Consider the following 18,487-nt stretch of genomic DNA (forward strand, 5'->3'; position numbering starts at 1 on the left):
GCGGACGTTCCATGTCGCCTTGCCCGACACGCTCGGGGCGCTGGTTGCGCGCGCTGGCGGCGACCTCGATGCGCTCGGCGCGCGCGTGGCTGGCGCCGCGGGCGGCTGGCTGACCTCCGCGCTCGCCGGCACTGCGGCTGCCGTCGCCGCGGCGCTCTCGCTGCTCCTCGTGCCGGTCTTCACCTTCTACCTGCTGCCGAGCTTCCCGGCGCTGGGTGCGGAGTTGCGCGCGCTGATTCCGCCTCGTCACCGGACCGTCGCGGACGAGTTGACGACGGAGATCGATCGCGTGTTGGCTGCGTGGGTGCGCGGCCAGGTCGGCGTGATGCTCAGGCGACGGTGGTTTACGTCAGCGGCTTGGCGCTCGTCGGCATTACCGCGCCCTTGGCGATCGGAGCGGTGGCGGGGCTCTTCGCCTTCATCCCCTACGTCGGCTTCGGGGTGGGACTCGCGCTGGCCCTGATGGTCGCGGTGCTGGAGTCGCAGGGACTGGGCCAGGTCGTCGGCGTGCTCGTGGTCTTCGGCTGTGCTCAGCTCCTCGACGGGCTCTGGCTCACGCCGCGAATCGTCGGCAAGCGTGTCGGACTGGGACCAGTCGGCGTCCTGTTTGCCTTGCTGGTCGGCGGGCGACTCTTCGGCTTCTTTGGCGTGCTGGTCGCCGTTCCGGTGGCGGCGGTGACGGCGGTGGTCGTCAAGCGTGCGCTCGTCGCATACCGTCGCAGTTGCTTCTTCGACCCGTCGCAGTCGGCGGACGCGCCCGAGCGGGCGGACGCGCTCTGAGCGCTTGAGGCCCAGCGCCCCCGCGCTGCGGTCGAGGAGAGCAGTCAGCCATGGATTCGCTTGCCGCCAAGGCCGTGCGCATCGGTCGTCTGCTCGACGAACTCTACCCGAATCCGCCGATTCCGCTCGACCATCGCGATCCCTTCACGCTCCTCGTCGCTGTCCTGCTCAGCGCGCAGACGACCGACAAGAAGGTCAACGAGGTGACGCCGGCGCTCTTCGCCCGCGCCGCTACGCCGGCGGCCTTGGCCGCGCTCACGGTAGAGGAAATCCACGCTCTGATTCGCACGGTCGGGCTGGCGCCGACCAAGGCTCGGCACCTGCAGGCGCTTGGTCGCCTGCTCGTCGAGCGCCATGGCAGCGCAATCCCGCGCGAGCTCGAGGCGCTCGAGGCGCTGCCGGGCGTCGGTCACAAGACAGCCTCGGCGGTCGTCAGCCAGGCCTTCGGTGTGCCGGCCTTCCCGGTGGATACTCATATTCACCGGCTGGCGGCGCGCTGGGGCCTCTCTAGCGGCAAGAGCGTCAAGCAGACGGAGCTCGATCTCAAAGGCCTCTTTCCGCGCGAGACCTGGCGGCGTCGGCACCTCCAGCTGATCTATTTCGGGCGTGAGCGCTGCCCCGCTCGGGGGCACGACGGCGAGGGCTGCCCGATCTGTGCCTGGGCGGCGCTCAGCACGCCAGCACCGCAGCCCAAACGCGCAGGAAGCTCTCGCCCCAAAACTGAGCGCATTGCGCCGAGGAAAGGCCGCTCGCCTGCAGCGCAGCGCTGAGTAGCGGCAGGTCGGCCGCGTCCCTCAGCTCACGCGGGATCCCCGGGATCCAGCCGTCGAAATCCGAGCCGAGCGCAAAAAAGCGCAGCGCGTCACCCCCTCTGTGCGCCAGCCGCGCGCTGCCATACTCGAGCTGTCGCACAACCTGATCGAGTCCACCCGCGTCCTCGCCGCTGAGGAAGCGGGGACAGAGCATCAGCCCAATCGCGCCGTCGGTGTCGGCCACGGCTTGCAGGCCGTCGTCGTCGAGCAGGCGGGCGCGCAGCGCGTCCTTGCGCCCCGGTGCCGCGCCGAGCAGCGCCGTATGGCTAGCGATCACCGGTCGCCGGCTGAGCGCGCAAACCTCGAGCACACCCTGTCGGCTGACGTGCGCGACGTCGATCACCAGACCGAGCGCGTTCATCGCGCGCACGACCTCACGGCCGAAGTCGCTCAGCCCCGCTTGCGGATCGCCCCCTAGGCCAAAGCCATTGCGCGCGGCGTCATTGCCGCGCAGGTGGGCCAGCGTGACATAGGCCACGCCGCGGGCGCGTAGCTGCGCCAGGCGCTCGAGGCGCCGCTGCGTCGAGCGCCGACCGCCGCGCCCGAGGCAGTGCAAGCCCTCGACCCCGAGGAAGATCCCGAGCTCGCCGCGGGCGGCCGCGCGGTGCAGGTCGGCCGGCGACCGGACGAGCGTGAGCAGCGGATCACGGGCCAGCAGCGCTTCGACATAGTCGAGTTGGCGATTGATGCTGCGCCACGCGCCCTCGCTGGCCCAAGGCCAATAGTGCAGCGTCAGCGCGGCGCAGTTGTAGCCGCCACGGCGGAGGCGCGGCAGGTCGGCGTGGTGATAGAGCGGGCGGTGGCCGGCGCTGGTCAGGCGCGCGAGCGCGCGGGGGAGCGCGAAGCGCCAGCGATGCGGTCCGGCGGCGCGATCCGGATCGTGCTCCGCGGCGAGGTCGTAGCCGAAGAGCGCGTGCTGGATCAGGCAATCGACGTGCAGGTCGACGACGATGCTTGCCTCGTGGATCGCGCGCGCGGCCGGGCTGAGCTCGAGCCGCGCGGCGTCGGCATCGCTGATCGCGCCCATGCCCTAGACGGCCTCGATACCCCAGATATCGCGAGCGTACTCGAGCACGGTGCGGTCGCTGGAGAACTTCCCCAGCCGCGCAACGTTGAGGATCGCGGCCTCGGCCCAGCGCTCTGGCGCGGCGAACTGGCGCTCTGCTTGCTCCTGGGCGTCGAGGTAGGCGGAGAAATCCGCCAGCAGGAAGTAGGGGTCGCCGCCGTCCAGCAGGGCGTCGCGGACCCAACGCAGCAGGCCCGGCTCGTCCGCGGAGAAGCGGTCATTGGCCAGCGCGTCGAGCACGCGCCGGATCCGATCGTCCCGCTCGTAGTAGTCGCGCGGACGGTAGCTGCGGTCGCGGCGCATGGTCGCCAGCTCCGCGGTCGTCTGCCCAAAGATGAAGATGTTGTCGCGACCGACCTCTTCCAACATCTCGATGTTCGCGCCGTCGAGCGTGCCGATGGTCAGCGCGCCGTTGATGCCGAACTTCATGTTGCCGGTGCCTGACGCCTCCGTCCCGGCCGTCGAGATCTGCTCGCTCAGGTCGGCGCCGGGAATGATGCGCTCGGCCAGCGAGACGCGGTAGTCGGGCACGAAGACGAGGCGCAACAGGTCGCGCGTACGCCGGTCCTTGTTGACCTGGCGCGCCACGTTGTTGATGCACTTGATCACCTGCTTGGCGACCCAATAGCCCGGGGCAGCCTTACCGGCGAAGATGTGCGTGCGTGGCACGGCCGGCGTGTCGCCATCGTCGACCAGCCGCAGGTAGCGGTAGACCACGTGCAGCAGGTTGAGTAACTGACGCTTGTACTCGTGGATCCGTTTGGCCTGGATGTCGAAGAGCGAGTGCGGATCGACCTTGACCCAGGCGGTCTCGGCGATCGTCGCGGCGAGGCGGACCTTATTGCCGTGCTTGACCGCCAGAAAGGCCTCGCGGAAGCCGCTCTGCGCCGCCATGGGTTCGAGCTGGCGGAGCTCGTCGAGGTCGGTGATCCACCGCTCACCGATGGCCTCGGTGATCAGCGCGGCGAGCTGTGGATTGGCCAGCAGCAGCCAACGACGGGGCGTGACACCGTTGGTCTTGTTGTTGAAGCGCTCGGGCCAGATGCGGTGGAAGTCGGAGAGCACGGTTTCGCGCAGCAGCTTGCTGTGGAGCTGGGCCACGCCGTTGACCGAGTGGCTGCCGACGAGCGCCAGATGGGCCATGCGAAGCTGCTTTTCCTCGCCCTCCTCGACCAGCGACACCCGACGCAGCAGGCCCGCGTCCTGCGGCCAGAGCTCGGCCACGCGGCCAAGAAACCGACGGTTGATCTCGTAGGCGATCTGCAAATGACGCGGCACCAGCCGCTCGAGCAAGGTGACCGGCCAGAGCTCGAGCGCCTCGGGCAGCAGCGTATGGTTCGTGTAGCCGAAGGTGCGCTGCGTGATCTTCCAGGCGGCGTCCCACTCGAGATCGTGCTCATCGATCAGCAGGCGCATCAGCTCCGTGATCGCCAGCGCGGGATGGGTGTCGTTGAGTTGGATCGCCACCTGATCGGGAAAGCGCTCGAAGCTGGTGTGGCGCCGCTGGAAGCGGCGGACGATGTCGTGCAGCGCGCAAAAGACGAAGAAGTACTCCTGGAGGAGTCGCAGCTCCTTGCCGGCCTGGACCGTGTCGGGTGGGTACAAGACCTTGCTGATCGTCTCGGAGCGGATCTTCTCCTCCACGGCGCGCAGATAGTCGCCCTGGCTGAAGATCTGCATGTCGAACTCGTCCGAGGCGCGTGCGGAGTAGAGTCGCAGGTAGTTCACCGTTCGCCCGCCGAAGCCGATCACCGGCATATCGAAGGGCAGGCCGACGAGCACCTGCCAGTCGAGCCACATCGGGTTGTAGCGGCCGTCGCGATCGCGGCCGTGGTCGATCCGCCCGTAGACCGGGACCAGGCAGAGCTCCTCGCTGCGTTCGATCTGCCAAGGGCTCCATTGCCGCAGCCAGTGGTCGGGTCGCTCGCGCTGGTAACCGTTGTCCAGCTCCTGCTTGAAGAGGCCGTAGTCGTAGTTGATCCCGTAGCCAAAGCCGGGCAGCCCGAGCGTTGCGAGCGAATCGAGGAAGCAGGCGGCCAGCCGCCCGAGGCCGCCGTTGCCCAGGGCGGCGTCGGGCTCGGTCTCGAGCACGTCGTCGAGCTGCAGCCCGCAGCCGGCGACGATGCTGCGCACTTCTTCGTAGAGCCCGAGGTTGATCAGGTTGTTGGCGAGCGAGCGACCGATTAGGAACTCGAGCGAGAGGTAGTAGACCTGCTTCGCGCCCGCGGCGGCGAGCCGCTGCTCGGTCTGCAGCAAGCGTTCGATCGCCAGCTCCCGCACGGTCAGGGCCAGTGCGCGGTAGAGGTGCTCGGGCCGGGGCACGCGGCTGTCCTGGCCGAGCGAGTAGCGTAGGTGGCGGCGGACCGCGCTCTCCAGGTCGCCGACGCTCGGCGTCTCCGCGGCTGGAGCGGCGGGCGGCCTCGTGCTCATGGCCGGCCCGTCGCCGCGCCGCCGGTCGCACCCGAGACGGGGCCAAGCTCGGCGAGGCAGTGCTCGAGGGTGTCACAGAGCGTGAACACCTTGTTCAGGCGGGTCAGCTTGAGCAGCTTGAGGACACGATCCTGCGCGTTGCAGATCGCCAGCGTGCCCTGCTCGGGCAGCCTCTTGAAGAGGGCGATCAGCGCGCCGAGCCCGCTGCTGTCGATGAACTCGACCTGACTCAGTTCGATGGCGACCTTGGTGATCCCTCCCGCCAGAAAGGGATCGAGCGCGTCGCGGAAGCCGGTGAGGTTTCCTGAGTCGATGCGCCCGTCGAGCAAGGTGACGACCAAGACGTCATGGACGACGCGGCATTCCAGGTTCATGGCGAAGAACTCCGTATGCGCGCCAGCGTACCGCAACAGCGAGGGGTGTGTCACGGCGACGCGGGGTGGCAGAGCGGCAGCGGGCGGCAGTGCGGGGTGTGTATCGAGGTGTGCAGCGAGGTGGTAGCGCGACGCCCCGCTGGCGCAGCGCGCGGGCTGAGATCGATCAGGCCCCGCGGCGACGTCTCAGCCGCAGCAGCAGCGCGACGCCCAGCGCGAGGTAGAGCGTCGGGGGTGGCGCGCGGTCTCCCTTGACGTCGCAGCTCAAGGGATACTCCTCGGGGACCGTGCCGGCGGGCGAAGGGATCAGCTCTTTGGAGGTCACATCTGCCAGCGCTACGTCACCGTCGGCGGCCTGCTGAATCCACTGCGCATAGGCATCGACGCGCATGTCACGCCCGCGGCCGCTGCACTTGACGCCGGTGCCCCCGGTGAGGTGCGAGTGAATGCCGATCTGCAGCAGGTGTGCGCCGTCGGCGAAGGCAGGTCCGCCCGAGTCGCCGTGGCAGAAGCTGCCTTCGCCGGTGGCGGAGAGGTCGAAATAGGTCGGCATCAACGGCCCGACGGCCCCGCGCGTCACCCGCAGCTGGCCGTCCGGGGTCGTCTCCGGCGCCGTGACCCCGTACCCCACGACCTCGATCGTTTCCAGGGCCGGGGGCACCGTGACGGAGACGGTGATCGGCGCGACCGCGGGCGGACCGTCGAGCTTGACGACGGCGACATCGTGGATTGTGAGGCGGTCGTTGGCGACGTAGAGCGGGTGGACCTTGACGCCGAGGCCGCGGAAGGTGGCTCCAGGCGCGCCCGCCCTTCCCTCGAGGGTGAAGGTGACGGCCGTCGCTAGCGTCTGGTGTTGATAGTCGAAGACGCAGTGGGCCGCCGTCAGGATCGTCTGGCGGCCGACGAGGGTGGCCGTGCAGAGGGCGGTGACGCCCGTGGCCTTGAGCTTGCCGACGGCGGGGTAGGCGTCCGTAACGTCACCGCCGACGATCGCCTGCGCGCGGGAGGCGACGCCCTCGACCCGATCGCTGCTGGCGGGCAAGGGAAGCTCGTTGGCGGGGTCGCCAGCGGCGGGGCCGCAGGCGCCGGTGAGCAGGGCAGGGAGCAGTGCGACGAGGCGGGCGCAGCGCCGGAGGGCGCTCGCGGTCGAAGCGCGCCCAGCTGGCCGGTCGGAGCGCAGGCGCAGCGGGTGGTGGCTCGTCGACATGGGGTGCTCACGCTTCGCCGGTTCGCGACCCGGACCCTGCGCCGGGCCTTCGTAGCGCCCGAGCGGGTTGTTGCGCTCGCGCATGACTGCCTCACTCGAGCATCGCACGATTTGAGCAATGCCCCGCATGGTGGGTCTAGTTCCTCAATAGCTCGGTCAATAAATCGGTCGATAGGTGGTTCGATAGGTGGTTCGATAGGTGGTTCGATAGGTGGGATAGGTGGTTCAATAGGTGGTTCAATGGATGGGTGAATAGCAAGGCAGGTGCCAAGCGCGCTTGCGCCCCCCCAGGGCGCCAAAGCCACGGAATTGGGACTGGAGCGTGTCTCGTTGGCGCGGCCTCGGGGATCCGGGCCAGGGGTCCGACGACCCCAGCGTGATCGATCGGTAGCCCCGTTTGGACCGTTGACGAGGACCGGCGCCTGAAGCAAAGTGCGCCAACCCTGGCTTGTGCGGGTGGCTTGTGCGGGTGCCGGCACCGCGGTGGCTCCCCTGCCCCGACGGTGCCGTCGGCCGTCTGTCCGCCGTCGTGCGGGGCAGGGGAGCGCGTCAGGGTTGTTGGTCGTTCGTGGAGGGCCGCGATGCAAGAAGCTCGTGAGTACGCCTTGCTCGGCGGGCTGCTGCTCTTCGCCATCGCGATGGCCGTCGTGCCGCTGGTGCTGCCCAAGTTGATCACGCCGCGCTACGGCGGGCTGAAGACCCTCGAGACCTACGAATGCGGCGTCGACACGATCGGGACGGCCTGGACCCGCTTCAGCATCGCGTTCTATCTCTTCGCGCTGATCTTCGTCGCCTTTGAGGTGGATATCCTCTATCTCTTCCCGGTCGCGCTGGTCTTCGGCGAGCCCGGATTCGGCTGGCGGGACCTGATCGAGATCGCGTTATTCCTCGGCATCCTCTCGCTGGCGATCGTCTTCGCCTGGCGCAAAGGAGTGTTTGAGTGGCGTTGAAGCCGACGGAGCAGCCGCAGGGGAAAACGCCAGCGGTGGCGGGCGGGGTGCCGCTGATCCGCGGCGCGGAGGACGAGGCGCGGTTGATGCGTGAGGCGGCGCCCTACGTGCGCTTCCAGCGGCTCGATGAGCTCCTCAACGCGGCCCGCGCCAACTCGCTCTGGCCGCTGACCTTCGGTTTGGCGTGCTGTGCGATCGAGATGATGGCCGCCGGCGCCTCGAAGTACGATCTCGACCGCTTCGGGGCGGGCGTCTTTCGGCCGAGCGCGCGCCAGGCCGACGTGATGATCTTCGCCGGGACCATCTCGCGCAAGATGGGCCCGGTGATCAAGGCGCTCTGGGATCAGATGCCGGCACCCAAATGGGCGATCGCGATGGGTGGCTGCACGATCGACGGCGGCCCCTTCAAGTACCCCAATCAGTATGCGATTCACGAGGGGGCCGACGCGCTGGTGCCGGTCGACGTCTACATCCCGGGCTGTCCGCCGCGGCCCGAGGCGTTGATCGCGGGCATTCTGAAGCTGCAAGAGAAGATCAAGGCTGGGAGCAAGTTCCGTGGCTGAAGGCGCTGGAGCGCGGCTGTTGGCGGCGTTGGAGGCCGGGGGCGGGCTCGGTGCGCGCCTTGCCGCCCTGGAGGGGGCAACCTCCGGCTTTGCACACTGCTATGCCGTCAGCGTCGAGGCGCTGCCCCGCATCGCCGAGGTCTTCGCGCGGGCGGGCTATTTCTTGGAAATGCTGACCTGCCTCGATCTACGGCAGCACGAAGGCCGCATGCGCCTGGTCTACACCTTCAATTGCTTCGCCGCGACCGACCGCTGGCGGCTGCACGCTGAGCTGGCGGCCACGCGGCCCTGGAGCGGGCCCGCCGCCAAGGCGCCGCGGGCGAAAAAGGGGGCAGCGGCGCCGGTCGAGAGCGGTGGCGGCGCGAGTGAAAGGGAGGCGGGGCCCCTGCCGATCGAGGCGCCGAGCTTGTCTGCAACGTATCCGGCGGCGAATTGGCTCGAGCGCGAGGTCTTCGACATGTTCGGCCTGCGCTTCGCTGGTCACCCGCAGCTCAAGCGCCTGCTGCTGCCCGAGGACGCCGACTTCCACCCGCTGCTGAAGGACTTCGGTCGCATCGACGCTGTGCCGGCGGGCGAGGCCGCCCGCGCCGGAGGCGCCGATGGATGAGCTCTGGCAGGCGTCCACGCCACGGCTCGAGGCTGGCGACGACGGCGATAGCTACTACCTCAACATGGGTCCGCAGCATCCGAGCATGCACGGCGTGCTGCGACTGCTCCTGCATATGCGGGGCGAGGAGCTCCTCGACGCCGAACCGGTGATCGGCTACGCGCATCGCGCGCACGAGAAGATGGCTGAGAATCGCAATTACTTGATGTTCTTGCCCAACAGCTCGCGCGTCGACTACCTGAGCGGCATGATCTACAACCTGGCCTATTGCCAGGCGATGGAGCGCCTGCTGGGCATCGAGGTGCCGGAGCGCGCCGAGCACATTCGCGTGATCGCCAGCGAGCTCAACCGCATCAGCAGCCACCTGCTGTGGTTCGGAACCTTTCTCCTCGACCTCGGCGGCGTGACCCCCTTCCTCTACGCCTTCGACGACCGCGAGGAGATCCTGGCGATCCTCGAGCGCGTGACGGGATCGCGCTTGACCTATAGCTATGGTCGTTTTGGTGGCGTGACCCAGGACATCGACCCACGCTTCGTCGAGCAGACCCTGGCCTTCCTCGCGCGCCTACGCGGGCGGATGCCCGAATACCATGATCTCGTCAGCGACAACGTGATCTTCCGTCACCGCTGCGAGGGCGTCGGGTTGATCGATCAGCAGACGGCCTTGCGCTACGGCGTAACCGGCCCCTGTTTGCGCGCCTGCGGGGTCCCCTACGATCTGCGGCGCGCGGAGCCCTACGGCATTTATTCGCGCTTCAGCTTCGAGATCCCGACGCAGAGCGCCGGTGATATCTTCGCGCGCTACCAGGTGCGCTTGGCCGAGATGGAACAGTCCTGTCGCATCATCGAGCAGGCGATCGCCGTGCTGCCCACCGGCCCCGTGATGCCGGAGAAGCCGAAGAAGCGCTTCAAGCCCGACGCCGGCGAGTCGTACTTCGCCGTCGAGTCGGCGCGCGGCCACTTCGGCATCTATATTGTCAGCGACGGGAGCGAGCAGCCCCTGCGTCTCAAGCTGCGCACGCCCTCGTTCTCTAACCTCTCGGCCCTTCCGGCTGTGCTCAAAGGCACGATGATCGCCGATACGGTGGCCATCCTCGGCAGCGTCGACGTCGTGCTCCCCGAGGTCGACCGATGAGTCTCGACGGGCCGTGGCCACATCGGGCGCTGATCACCGTGCTGACGGGCGCCGCGCTGATGGCCTATGTCGCCTTCAACGGCATGCTCCTCGTTTGGCTCGAGCGGAAGGTCTCGGCGCGCTTCCAGCGCCGGCTCGGTCCGACCGAGGTCGGCTGGGCCGGGTTGCTGCAGTCGGTCGCCGACGTCGTCAAGCTCTTGGCCAAGCAGCTGATCACGCCGCGGCACGTCGATGCTCCGCTCTATCATCTCGCGCCCGTGGTGGTCTTCGTGCCGGTGTTGGCCGGAATCTCGCTCTTTCCCTTCGACCAGCGGCTGCAGCTCCATGACTTCAACATCGGCTTGGTGCTGCTCTTCGCGCTGGCGGGCCTCGGCTTCCTCGGGATCTTCATGGCGGGCTGGGGCTCCAACAATAAGTACGCTCTGCTCGGAGCGATGCGCGCGGTGGCCCAGAATATCGCCTACGAGATCCCGTTGATCCTCTCGACGCTGCCCGTCGTGTTGCTGGCGCGAAGCATCAGCCTGCGGCAGATCGTCGAGGCCCAGCACCAGCTATGGTTCGTCCTGCTGCAGCCGGTCGGCTTCGCGATCTACTTCATCGCTGCCGTGGCCGAGACCAATCGCGCGCCCTTCGACATCCCGGAGGCGGAGAGCGAGCTGGTCGCCGGGTTCCATACCGAATACTCAGGGATGCGATTCGCGCTCTTCTTTCTCGCCGAATACACCAACATGACGATCGTCTGCATGATCGCCGCGACCCTCTTCCTCGGCGGCTATGTCGGCCCGGCCTGGCTGCCCTTGCCCGGCTGGGTCTGGTTCTTCGCCAAGGTCTACCTGCTGCTGCTGGTGATGATGTGGCTGCGCTGGACCTTTCCGCGCCTGCGCTTCGACCAGCTGATGAGCTTCGCCTGGGGCGTGCTGATCCCGCTGGCGATCGTCAACCTGCTGGCCACCGCGGTGGTGATCAAGGTGTGGCGATGAGCCTGCTTTGGCGGTTGCTACGCGGCGCCTGGTCGCTCGTGCTCGGGTTGGGCGTGACCCTGCGCAACCTCTTCCGGCGGCCCGTGACCGAGACCTATCCGCATCGAAGGCCGGAGATGACCGCCGCCTTCCGCGGCGCCATCGCGCTCGTGCGCTTTCCCGAGGCGGACTCCCACGACTGCGTGGCGTGCATGCAGTGCGTCAATATCTGCCCCTCGGCCTGCATGAAGGTGGAGGGCGACAAGCCCGAGGGTCTGAAGCGCAAGCGAGCCACCGTCTTCAAGGTCGACTATGCGCTCTGCAGCCTCTGCGGCCTCTGCATCGACGTCTGTCCGACCGACACGCTGACCTACTCGCGGGGCTACGACGATGTCGGCTACCGGCGCGACCAGTTCGTCTACGACCTGCTCGTGCCCTTTCGCGCGGGCGAGGCCAGCTGGCTGGAGCAGGCGCGCGCCGCGGCGAGCTCTGGCGCTGCCCCGGCAGGGGCCAGCGCGGAACCCAAGATGGGCGATGAGGCGGCGCGATGAGTGAGACAGTGGCTTTGGTCGGCCCGACCGCCTGGATCTTCGCGGCGCTGGCGCTGGTCGGGGCCGCGCTGGCGGTCTCGTTGCCCAATATTCTCCACGCGATCTTCAGCCTGGCGCTGAGCCTGATCGGCGTCGCGCTGCTCTTCCTCAGCCTTGGCAGCCCCTTCGTGGCGGCGATGCAGGTCCTGATCTACGTGGGCGGCATCAGCGTTGCGATGGTCTTCGCGGTCATGTTCGCCTTCGCGCTGCGGGAGCAGCCGCGAGCCGCCGCATGGCGGCGACGGGGCCTCGCGGGGGCGGCGGCGCTGGGTGTGTTCGTGGCGCTGGCCCCGACCCTGGTGCGCGCGCGCTGGGTCCGGCGTTTGGGCGGGGACGACTGGTCCGTCGCGGCGCTGGGACGCGCGCTGCTCCAGCACTACAACGTCGTCTTCGAGGCGCTCTCCTTGGTGCTGCTGCTCGCGATCGTTGGCGCGATCATCATCGCCCGCAAGGAGCCGCGGCAATGACCTTGCAGACGCTGTTGCTGCTGGCGCTGGCCCTGTTCTGCATCGGGCTCTATGGCGTGCTCGCGCGCCGTCACCTGATCGGCGTGCTCGTCGGGCTGGAACTGATGCTCAACGCCGCGAGCCTCAACCTGCTGGCCTTCGCGCGGGCGGGCGTCGGCGACGCTGTGACAGGACAGGTGATCGTGCTCTTCATCATTGGCCTGGCGGCGGCCGAGGTGGCGCTTGCGCTCTCGATCATTGTCGCGCTCTATCGTCGGCGCCGTTCGGTGGATATCGAGCGGCTGAACGGGCTGAGGGGTTGAGCATGAGCCCGACGGCGATTGCCCTGTTGGTGACCACGGCGCCGCTGGCTGCCTTCGTGCTGGCGCTCGTCGTGCTGCCGCGCCAGCGACGGCTGGCGGCCGCGACGGTGGTGGGGGCTGGCGCGATCTCATGCGGCGGCGCGCTATGGTTGCTCAGGGACGGCCCCGCGGCTGCGCCGCAGCTGCTGCGCTGGTTCGACGCCGAGCGCGGGCCGATCGCCTTCGGGCTGCTGCTCGACGGGCCCAACCTGCTCTTCGGCGCGGTGGTGGCCCTGGTCGCCTTGGCGGTCAGCGTCTACTCGCTTGGTTACATGGCTGGTGATCGGGGTTGGAGCCGCTACTTCGCGCTGCTGGGGCTCTTCAGCTGGTCGATGCTCTCGTTCGTCTTCTCGGCCAATTTGCTCCAGATGTTTATCTTCTGGGAGCTGGTCGGCCTGGCCTCGTTCCTCCTGATCGGGTTCTGGTACGAGAAGCCGGCGGCCGCGGCGGCGGCGCGCAAGGCCTTCATCATGACCCGGATCGGCGACGTGGGCCTGATGATCGGCATGATCATGCTCTTCAACGCCACCGGGACGCTCGACGTCCGCGAGCTCAGCGACCCGCAGCTGCTCGGGCAGCTTCCGCAGTCGCGCCTGGCGCTGATCGCGCTGCTCTTCTTCGCCGGCGTCGTCGGCAAGAGCGCGCAGTTTCCGCTGCACACCTGGCTGCCCGACGCGATGGAGGGTCCGACCCCGGTCAGCGCGCTGCTGCACTCGGCGACGATGGTCGCCGCCGGTGTCTACCTCTTTGCGCGCTTCCATCCGCTCTTCATGGCCGTCGACTACGTCGCTCGGATCGTGCTCGGCGTGGCGCTGGGCACGGCGTTGCTCGCCGCGACGATGGCCTTGGTCGAGCGCGACATCAAGCGCGTCCTGGCCTTCTCGTCGATCTCGCAGCTCGGCTTCATGCTGATGGGGCTGGCGGTTGGCAGCCTGCACGCCGGCCTCTTTCACCTGGTGACCCACGCCTTCTTCAAGGCCCTGCTCTTTCTCTGTGCGGGATCCTATATCCACCACTGCGGCTCCAACGACCTGGTGGCGATTGGCCGTGCCGGCGGGCGGAAGCAGCGCTGGACGACGCTGGGGCTCGTCATCGGTGCCGGCGCGCTGGCGGGCGTGCCGCCGCTCGCCGGCTTCTTCAGCAAGGAGGCCGTGCTCGGGGCCCTGGCCCTGCACCAGCCGCCGGCGATCGTCGCGCTGGCCTATCTGGCTAGCTTCCTCACCGCCTACTACAGCTTCCGCATGGTCTTCCTCGTGCTGCGTCCGCAGGACGCGAGCGCCGCGGCGACGGCGCCCGACGAGCGCCACGCCGGAGCGCCGGGCGCCGCGCACGTTGCGCATGACGAGCACGCGAGCCCCGGCTGGGCCGGGGCCGTGATGCGCGTTCCAATCGTCGTCTTGACGGTGTTGGCGGCTGGCGCGGGATGGGGCGGGGCCTATATCGGGCGCCTGGCGGGTGTGGCGCCGGAGCGTCCGCACGCCCTCGAAATGCTGCTCGCGATCGCGCTGGCGCTGGCAGGAATCGGCCTGGCCTGGATCGAGTTTGGCCGGCGGGGTGCGGCGCAGCGGGGCTTTGTCGCGCGGGTGCCGGCGCTACACGCGCTCTTCTCGCACCGCTGGTACCTCGACGCGCTCTACGCTGCGCTGGTGGCGCGGCTCCTGAGCGGTATTTCTCGGCTTTGCGCGCTGGTCGAGTCGCGCGGGCTGGACGGCGCGGTCGACGGTATGGCGCGCGGAACCGTCGCCGGCGGTCGCGGTGCCAGTGCGATACAGGGCGGCCGCCTGCAGGTCTATATCGGCGCCTCGGCGCTCTTGCTGGCCGTCGCCTGCTATCTCATCGGTGCGCTCTAAGAGGCGATGGTGATGGATCGAGTTCCCTTGCTCAGCGCGATCGTGCTCAGCCCACTCGTGGCGTTGCTGGTGGTTTTGGTGCTGCCCGCGCGCTGTGCGCGTGCGATCAAGGTCGTGTCCAGCCTCTCGGGCTTGGTCACCGTCGGCTTGGCCTTGACCATCTGGGCGCGCTTTGACGCGGCCGGGCCGCGCTTCCAGCTCGTCGAGCGCGTGCCGTGGATTCCGAGTTTCGGCGTCAGCTATCACCTCGGGGTCGACGGCATCGGCGTGCTGATGACGCTGCTCAACGCGATCGTCTTCTTCACCGGTTGTCTCTCGATGTCGACGCTGCAGGAGCGGGTGAAGGAGTACTTCGCCTTCATGCTGATGCTCGTCATCGGGGTCTTTGGCGTCTTCGCATCGCTGGATCTCTTCTTCTTCTTCTTCTTCTACGAGGTGGCCCTGCTGCCGATGTATCCGCTGATCGCGATCTGGGGCAGCACGCGCAAAGAGTACGCGGCGATGAAGCTGACGCTCTTCCTGCTGGCGGGGTCGGCGCTTCTCTTTCCCGCGCTGCTCTCGATCTACTGGACCGCCGGGGGCACAACGTGGAGCCTGCCCGAGCTGGCGGCCTTCGCCTTCCCCGAGCGTTACCAGATCGCCCTCTATCCCTTCGTCTATCTCGGCTTCGGCGTGCTCGCCGGCATGTTTCCCTTGCATGGCTGGTCGCCCACGGGCCACGTCGCCGCGCCCACGGCGGTTTCGATGCTGCACGCCGGCGTGCTGATGAAGCTGGGCGCCTTCGGCATTCTGCGGGTCGGCATCGAGCTGCTGCCACTCGGCGCGCGCTATTGGGCGGGGCCCTTCGCCGCGCTGGCCACCGTCAACATCGTCTACGGCGCGCTGGTGGCGCTGCAGCAGCGCGACTTCAAGTTCGTGATTGGCTTCTCCAGCGTCTCGCATATGGGCATCGTCCTGCTCGGGCTCAATCTGCTGACGCGCGATGGCCTCAATGGCGCGGTGCTTCAGATGTTCGCGCATGGAGTGATGACGGCGCTCTTTTTCAGCGCCGTGGGCTTCATCTACGACCAGGCGCATTGTCGAGCGATCGACGCCTTTGGCGGGCTCGCACGGCAGGTTCCGGTGGCGTCGAGCTTCTTCATCATCGCCGGCCTCTGCGGCATGGGCGTGCCGGGCTTCGCCAGCTTCTGGGCCGAGCTGCTGGTGTTCATCGGCGCCCTGCAGCGCTTCCCGGCCCTCGGCGTACTAGCGATCGTCGCGCTGATCGTCTCGGCGCTCTTCATGCTGCGGGTTTTTCGCGAGGCGTTCTTTGGGCCGGCCAATCCACGCTGGGCGCAGCTGCGCGAGATCACGCCATGGCTGGCGACGCCGCGCGCGCTCCTGGTGGGGGTGCTGGTGTTCTTCGGCTTCTTCCCCGGCATCGCGCTCGATTTGATCGCGAGCTCGACGGCCGCGCTGGCGGGGGGCCGATAGGCGATGGGAAACGAGCTGCTGCTTTTTCTGCCGGAGTCAGTTGTCCTGCTCGGGGCGCTCCTGGTCTTTGTGCTCTCGGTCGGCGCCTGCGGCCCGCGGGCCACGCGCCTGGCGGGGCTGGCTGCCGCGCTCGTGGCGCTCGGTGCCGCGCTCTTCAGCCTCTACTACGGGCCGGCAGGTGAGCCCTTCGCTGCGGGAATCCTCCGCGTCGACACCTTTTCGCAACTGCTGAAGGCCGGGCTCGCGCTCGGCCTGTTGCTCACGCTGCTGCTCGCCGGCGAGCTCAAAACCGTGCGTGCAGGCGCTCGGGTGGACCTGCCCTTCTTCCTGCTGCTGGCCACCGTCGGGATGATGCTCCTGGTCAGCGCGACGGAGCTGTTGACGCTCTTCGTCGCCCTGGAGCTCTCGGCCTACTCGCTCTACGCCGCCGTTGCCCTGCACCGCGAGCATCCCCCTGGCGATGAGGCCGGCGTGCGTTATGTGCTGATCGGCGCCGCCGCCTCGGCCGTTACCCTCTATGGCCTGAGCCTGATCTTCGGCGCCGTAGGCAGCACCTACCTGGCCGATGTGACGGCGGCGTTGGTGGCCGGCCGTCCCTTGGTGCTGGTGGTCGGGCTGGTGCTCTTGCTGGCGGCCCTCTTCTTCAAGTTGGCCGTCTTCCCCTTTCACTTCTGGGCCCCCGACGTCTATCAGGGCGCGCCACACCAGGTCGTGGCCTTCGTGGCCACCGCGTCGAAGCTCGGGGCCGTCGGTGTGCTGGCGCGTATTTGCGCCGTCCTCGCGGCCGCACCCTCCGGAATGGTCGAGGTCCTGCTCGTGCTGGCGGTCGTTTCGATGACCCTCGGCAACCTAGCCGCGCTGGCCCAGAGCGATCTCAAGCGGCTCCTGGCCTACTCGGCGATCGCGCACGGTGGGTATCTGCTGCTCGGCTACGGCGCCTTCTCCGAGCTCGGGATCGCGGCCGCGCTCTTCTATGGGGTGGTCTATCTGGCCACCGCCATACTGGGCTTCGTCGTCGTCTGTGCGCTCGGACGGGAGGGCAGCAACCCAGACCTCGATGCGCTGGCGGGACTGCATCAGCGCTCGCCGGTCTTGGCGCTGATGCTGCTGGCGGCGATGTTTGGCCTGGCCGGTATTCCGCCGGCGGGCGGGTTTGTCGGAAAATGGTTCCTCTTTGCGGCGGCCCTCGAGCGCGGTCAATTCGAGCTCGTGCTGCTTGCCGCCGGTAACACGACGCTGGCGCTCTACTACTACCTTCGCGTCGTCAAGGCGGCCTACCTCGCGCCTGCCGGCGGGCGCGGCCCTCTGGCCCTGAGCGGCACGGAGCGGGTGGCCGGTTACATTGCGTTGGCCATCGTGCTCGGCACTGGCATCTACCCCGCGCCGCTGTGGGCGATGGCCCAACGGGCGGCCGGCGTGCTGCTCGCTGGGTAGCTCGAGCGGCGCGGAGGGTTGAGTCGTCGTGGCCGTCGATCGTGTCCTGCGGGCTGCCGTCGTCGGCGCGGGCCCGGCGGGCTTCTTCGCGGCGGGAGCGCTCCTGCGCGCGCCTGCCCCCCTCTTTCAGGTGGACCTGGTCGAGCGCCTACCGACGCCCTTCGGGCTCGTTCGGGGAGGTGTGGCGCCCGACCATCCGAGCATCAAGGCGGTGGCGCGGGTCTTCGAGCGCACGGCGGCGCTGCCTCGCTTTCGCTTCTTGGGTCACGTCGAGGTCGGCCGCGACCTCCTCGTAGAGGAGCTGCGACGCGGCTACGACGCCGTGGTCTTTGCCCACGGGGCGGACGGGCCGAGGCCACTGGGGATCGAGGGCGAGGCGCTGCCCGGCTGCCACGCGGCCGGCGCCTTTGTCGGCTGGTACAACGGGCATCCCGACCACGCGGCGCTCCGCCCGAACCTACGCATCCGACGTGCGGTGGTCGTTGGCCAGGGCAACGTGGCGCTCGATGTCGCGCGCGTGCTCGCGCGACCCGCCGCGCAGCTCACAGCCACGGATCTCGCCGCGGGCGCGCTCGAGCTGCTGCGGCAGAGCACCATCGACGAGGTGGTGGTCGTCGGGCGTCGCGGACCGGCCCAGGCGGCCTTTTCGCCCGCCGCCCTGCGCGAGCTCACCGAGCTCGAAGGTGTGGACCTGCTGGTCGACGCTGCTGAGTTGGTGCTCGATGCGGATAGCGCGACGCACCTGGCGGCGGCGCCGACGGCCAGCGCTGCGCATAACGTGGCGCTCTTGCGCGAGATCGCCGGTCGCCCCACGCGTGGGGCCCCGCGCCGGCTGCGCCTCTGCTTTCTCCGCTCCCCGCGGGCGCTGGTGGCGGGGGACGATGGTCGAGTGGCGGCGCTTCGGCTGGTCCGCAATCGCCTGGAGGCTGGCCCCGACGGAACGCTGCGGGCTCGGCCGACGGAGGAGCACGAGGCGCTGGAGGCCGGGCTGGTGGTCACGGCCGCAGGTTTCACGCTGCGGCCTGTGCCCGGCCTGCCGAGCGACGCGCAGCGCGGTACCGTGGCCCACGAGCGCGGCCAGGTCCTGGCATCAGCGGGCGGGGCGCCGTGGCCCGGCTGCTACGTGGCGGGCTGGGCGGCTGACGGTCCTCGCGGCCTGATCGGTGACCAGAAGCGCGCGGCGGAGTACCTCGCCGCACGCATTGCGGCGGACGCCGTTCGCGGGGCGCTCGCGCCGCGCGAGGTGGCAGGCGCTTCGGATCCGGTGCTCGGCCTGCTCAGGGATCGTGGCGTCCGCCCGGTCTCCTTCGCCGACTGGCGGCGCCTCGACCGCCTCGAGCGCGAGCGTGGCCAGCTGCGGGGGGCGCCCCGCGACAAGCTGGTCGACGTCGAGGCGATGTTGGCAGCGATGGATGCCTCGGCGGTTCCGGGCTGACGAGCGTCATCGAG

18 protein-coding genes are annotated in these 18,487 nt (G+C 68.7%); 14 read left to right on the top strand and 4 right to left on the bottom strand.

From position 1 onward, the window contains the following. Positions 1-300 precede the first annotated feature (300 nt). Positions 301-780 carry an AI-2E family transporter gene (locus IPL40_16085; protein MBK8482657.1) on the top strand — a complete coding sequence of 160 codons (480 nt, stop codon included), beginning with the start codon at positions 301-303 and terminating at the stop codon, positions 778-780. Positions 781-830: 50 nt separating this feature from the next. Next, positions 831-1,550 carry an endonuclease III gene (nth, locus tag IPL40_16090; GenBank protein MBK8482658.1) on the top strand — a complete coding sequence of 240 codons (720 nt, stop codon included), beginning with the start codon at positions 831-833 and terminating at the stop codon, positions 1,548-1,550. On the opposite strand, the gene IPL40_16095 is transcribed toward nth, so the two are convergent. The 4 genes from IPL40_16095 to IPL40_16110 all read right to left on the bottom strand — a co-directional run bounded on the left by IPL40_16095 (position 1,450) and on the right by IPL40_16110 (position 6,753). Next, a complete protein-coding gene (locus tag IPL40_16095; protein MBK8482659.1) occupies positions 1,450-2,619 on the bottom strand; it encodes a membrane dipeptidase in 1,170 nt (389 codons plus the stop codon). The two genes, nth and IPL40_16095, sit on opposite strands and share 101 nt — an antisense overlap. Before the next feature lie 3 nt (positions 2,620-2,622). Continuing rightward, the gene (locus tag IPL40_16100) at positions 2,623-5,088 is read right to left on the bottom strand and encodes a glycogen/starch/alpha-glucan phosphorylase (protein MBK8482660.1); all 2,466 of its coding nucleotides are present in this window, start codon (positions 5,086-5,088) and stop codon (positions 2,623-2,625) included. Continuing rightward, positions 5,085-5,462 carry an STAS domain-containing protein gene (locus IPL40_16105; GenBank protein MBK8482661.1) on the bottom strand — a complete coding sequence of 126 codons (378 nt, stop codon included), beginning with the start codon at positions 5,460-5,462 and terminating at the stop codon, positions 5,085-5,087. The genes IPL40_16100 and IPL40_16105 overlap by 4 nt, the downstream gene beginning before the upstream one ends. A gap of 166 nt (positions 5,463-5,628) precedes the next feature. Further along, entirely contained in the window at positions 5,629-6,753 is a 1,125-nt protein-coding gene (locus tag IPL40_16110) for a S1 family peptidase (GenBank protein MBK8482662.1), read from the bottom strand. 497 nt (positions 6,754-7,250) lie between these two features. Here IPL40_16110 and IPL40_16115 point away from each other — a divergent pair, with 497 nt between their 5' ends. The 12 genes from IPL40_16115 to IPL40_16170 all read left to right on the top strand — a co-directional run bounded on the left by IPL40_16115 (position 7,251) and on the right by IPL40_16170 (position 18,473). Then, on the top strand, positions 7,251-7,619 hold the full coding sequence (locus IPL40_16115; GenBank protein MBK8482663.1) for an NADH-quinone oxidoreductase subunit A: 369 nt from the start codon (positions 7,251-7,253) through the stop codon (positions 7,617-7,619). Positions 7,620-7,705: 86 nt separating this feature from the next. Continuing rightward, the gene (gene nuoB / locus IPL40_16120; GenBank protein ID MBK8482664.1) at positions 7,706-8,182 is read left to right on the top strand and encodes an NADH-quinone oxidoreductase subunit NuoB; all 477 of its coding nucleotides are present in this window, start codon (positions 7,706-7,708) and stop codon (positions 8,180-8,182) included. 169 nt (positions 8,183-8,351) lie between these two features. Then, positions 8,352-8,789: an NADH-quinone oxidoreductase subunit C gene (locus tag IPL40_16125; GenBank protein ID MBK8482665.1), complete on the top strand. Its 438-nt coding sequence runs from the start codon at positions 8,352-8,354 to the stop codon at positions 8,787-8,789. Continuing rightward, positions 8,782-9,924: an NADH-quinone oxidoreductase subunit D gene (locus tag IPL40_16130; protein MBK8482666.1), complete on the top strand. Its 1,143-nt coding sequence runs from the start codon at positions 8,782-8,784 to the stop codon at positions 9,922-9,924. Before IPL40_16125 ends, IPL40_16130 begins: the two co-directional genes overlap by 8 nt. Continuing rightward, positions 9,921-10,904 (top strand): NADH-quinone oxidoreductase subunit NuoH, encoded by a 984-nt coding sequence (gene nuoH / locus IPL40_16135; GenBank protein MBK8482667.1) that lies wholly within the window; start codon positions 9,921-9,923, stop codon positions 10,902-10,904. Before IPL40_16130 ends, nuoH begins: the two co-directional genes overlap by 4 nt. Beyond that, positions 10,901-11,434 (top strand): NADH-quinone oxidoreductase subunit I, encoded by a 534-nt coding sequence (locus IPL40_16140; GenBank protein MBK8482668.1) that lies wholly within the window; start codon positions 10,901-10,903, stop codon positions 11,432-11,434. Before nuoH ends, IPL40_16140 begins: the two co-directional genes overlap by 4 nt. Beyond that, positions 11,431-11,940: an NADH-quinone oxidoreductase subunit J gene (locus IPL40_16145; GenBank protein MBK8482669.1), complete on the top strand. Its 510-nt coding sequence runs from the start codon at positions 11,431-11,433 to the stop codon at positions 11,938-11,940. Before IPL40_16140 ends, IPL40_16145 begins: the two co-directional genes overlap by 4 nt. Beyond that, the gene (nuoK, locus tag IPL40_16150; protein MBK8482670.1) at positions 11,937-12,242 is read left to right on the top strand and encodes an NADH-quinone oxidoreductase subunit NuoK; all 306 of its coding nucleotides are present in this window, start codon (positions 11,937-11,939) and stop codon (positions 12,240-12,242) included. The genes IPL40_16145 and nuoK overlap by 4 nt, the downstream gene beginning before the upstream one ends. A 2-nt stretch (positions 12,243-12,244) precedes the next feature. Next, a complete protein-coding gene (locus IPL40_16155) occupies positions 12,245-14,131 on the top strand; it encodes an NADH-quinone oxidoreductase subunit L (protein ID MBK8482671.1) in 1,887 nt (628 codons plus the stop codon). A gap of 6 nt (positions 14,132-14,137) precedes the next feature. Beyond that, entirely contained in the window at positions 14,138-15,604 is a 1,467-nt protein-coding gene (locus IPL40_16160; protein ID MBK8482672.1) for an NADH-quinone oxidoreductase subunit M, read from the top strand. Positions 15,605-15,607: 3 nt separating this feature from the next. Next, entirely contained in the window at positions 15,608-17,038 is a 1,431-nt protein-coding gene (locus IPL40_16165; protein MBK8482673.1) for an NADH-quinone oxidoreductase subunit N, read from the top strand. 46 nt (positions 17,039-17,084) lie between these two features. After that, complete coding sequence (locus tag IPL40_16170) at positions 17,085-18,473, top strand: FAD-dependent oxidoreductase (GenBank protein MBK8482674.1); 1,389 nt, start codon at positions 17,085-17,087, stop codon at positions 18,471-18,473. Positions 18,474-18,487: the final 14 nt, after the last annotated feature.

This window comes from Pseudomonadota bacterium, from assembly GCA_016711215.1.
GTDB lineage: Bacteria > Myxococcota_A > Polyangia.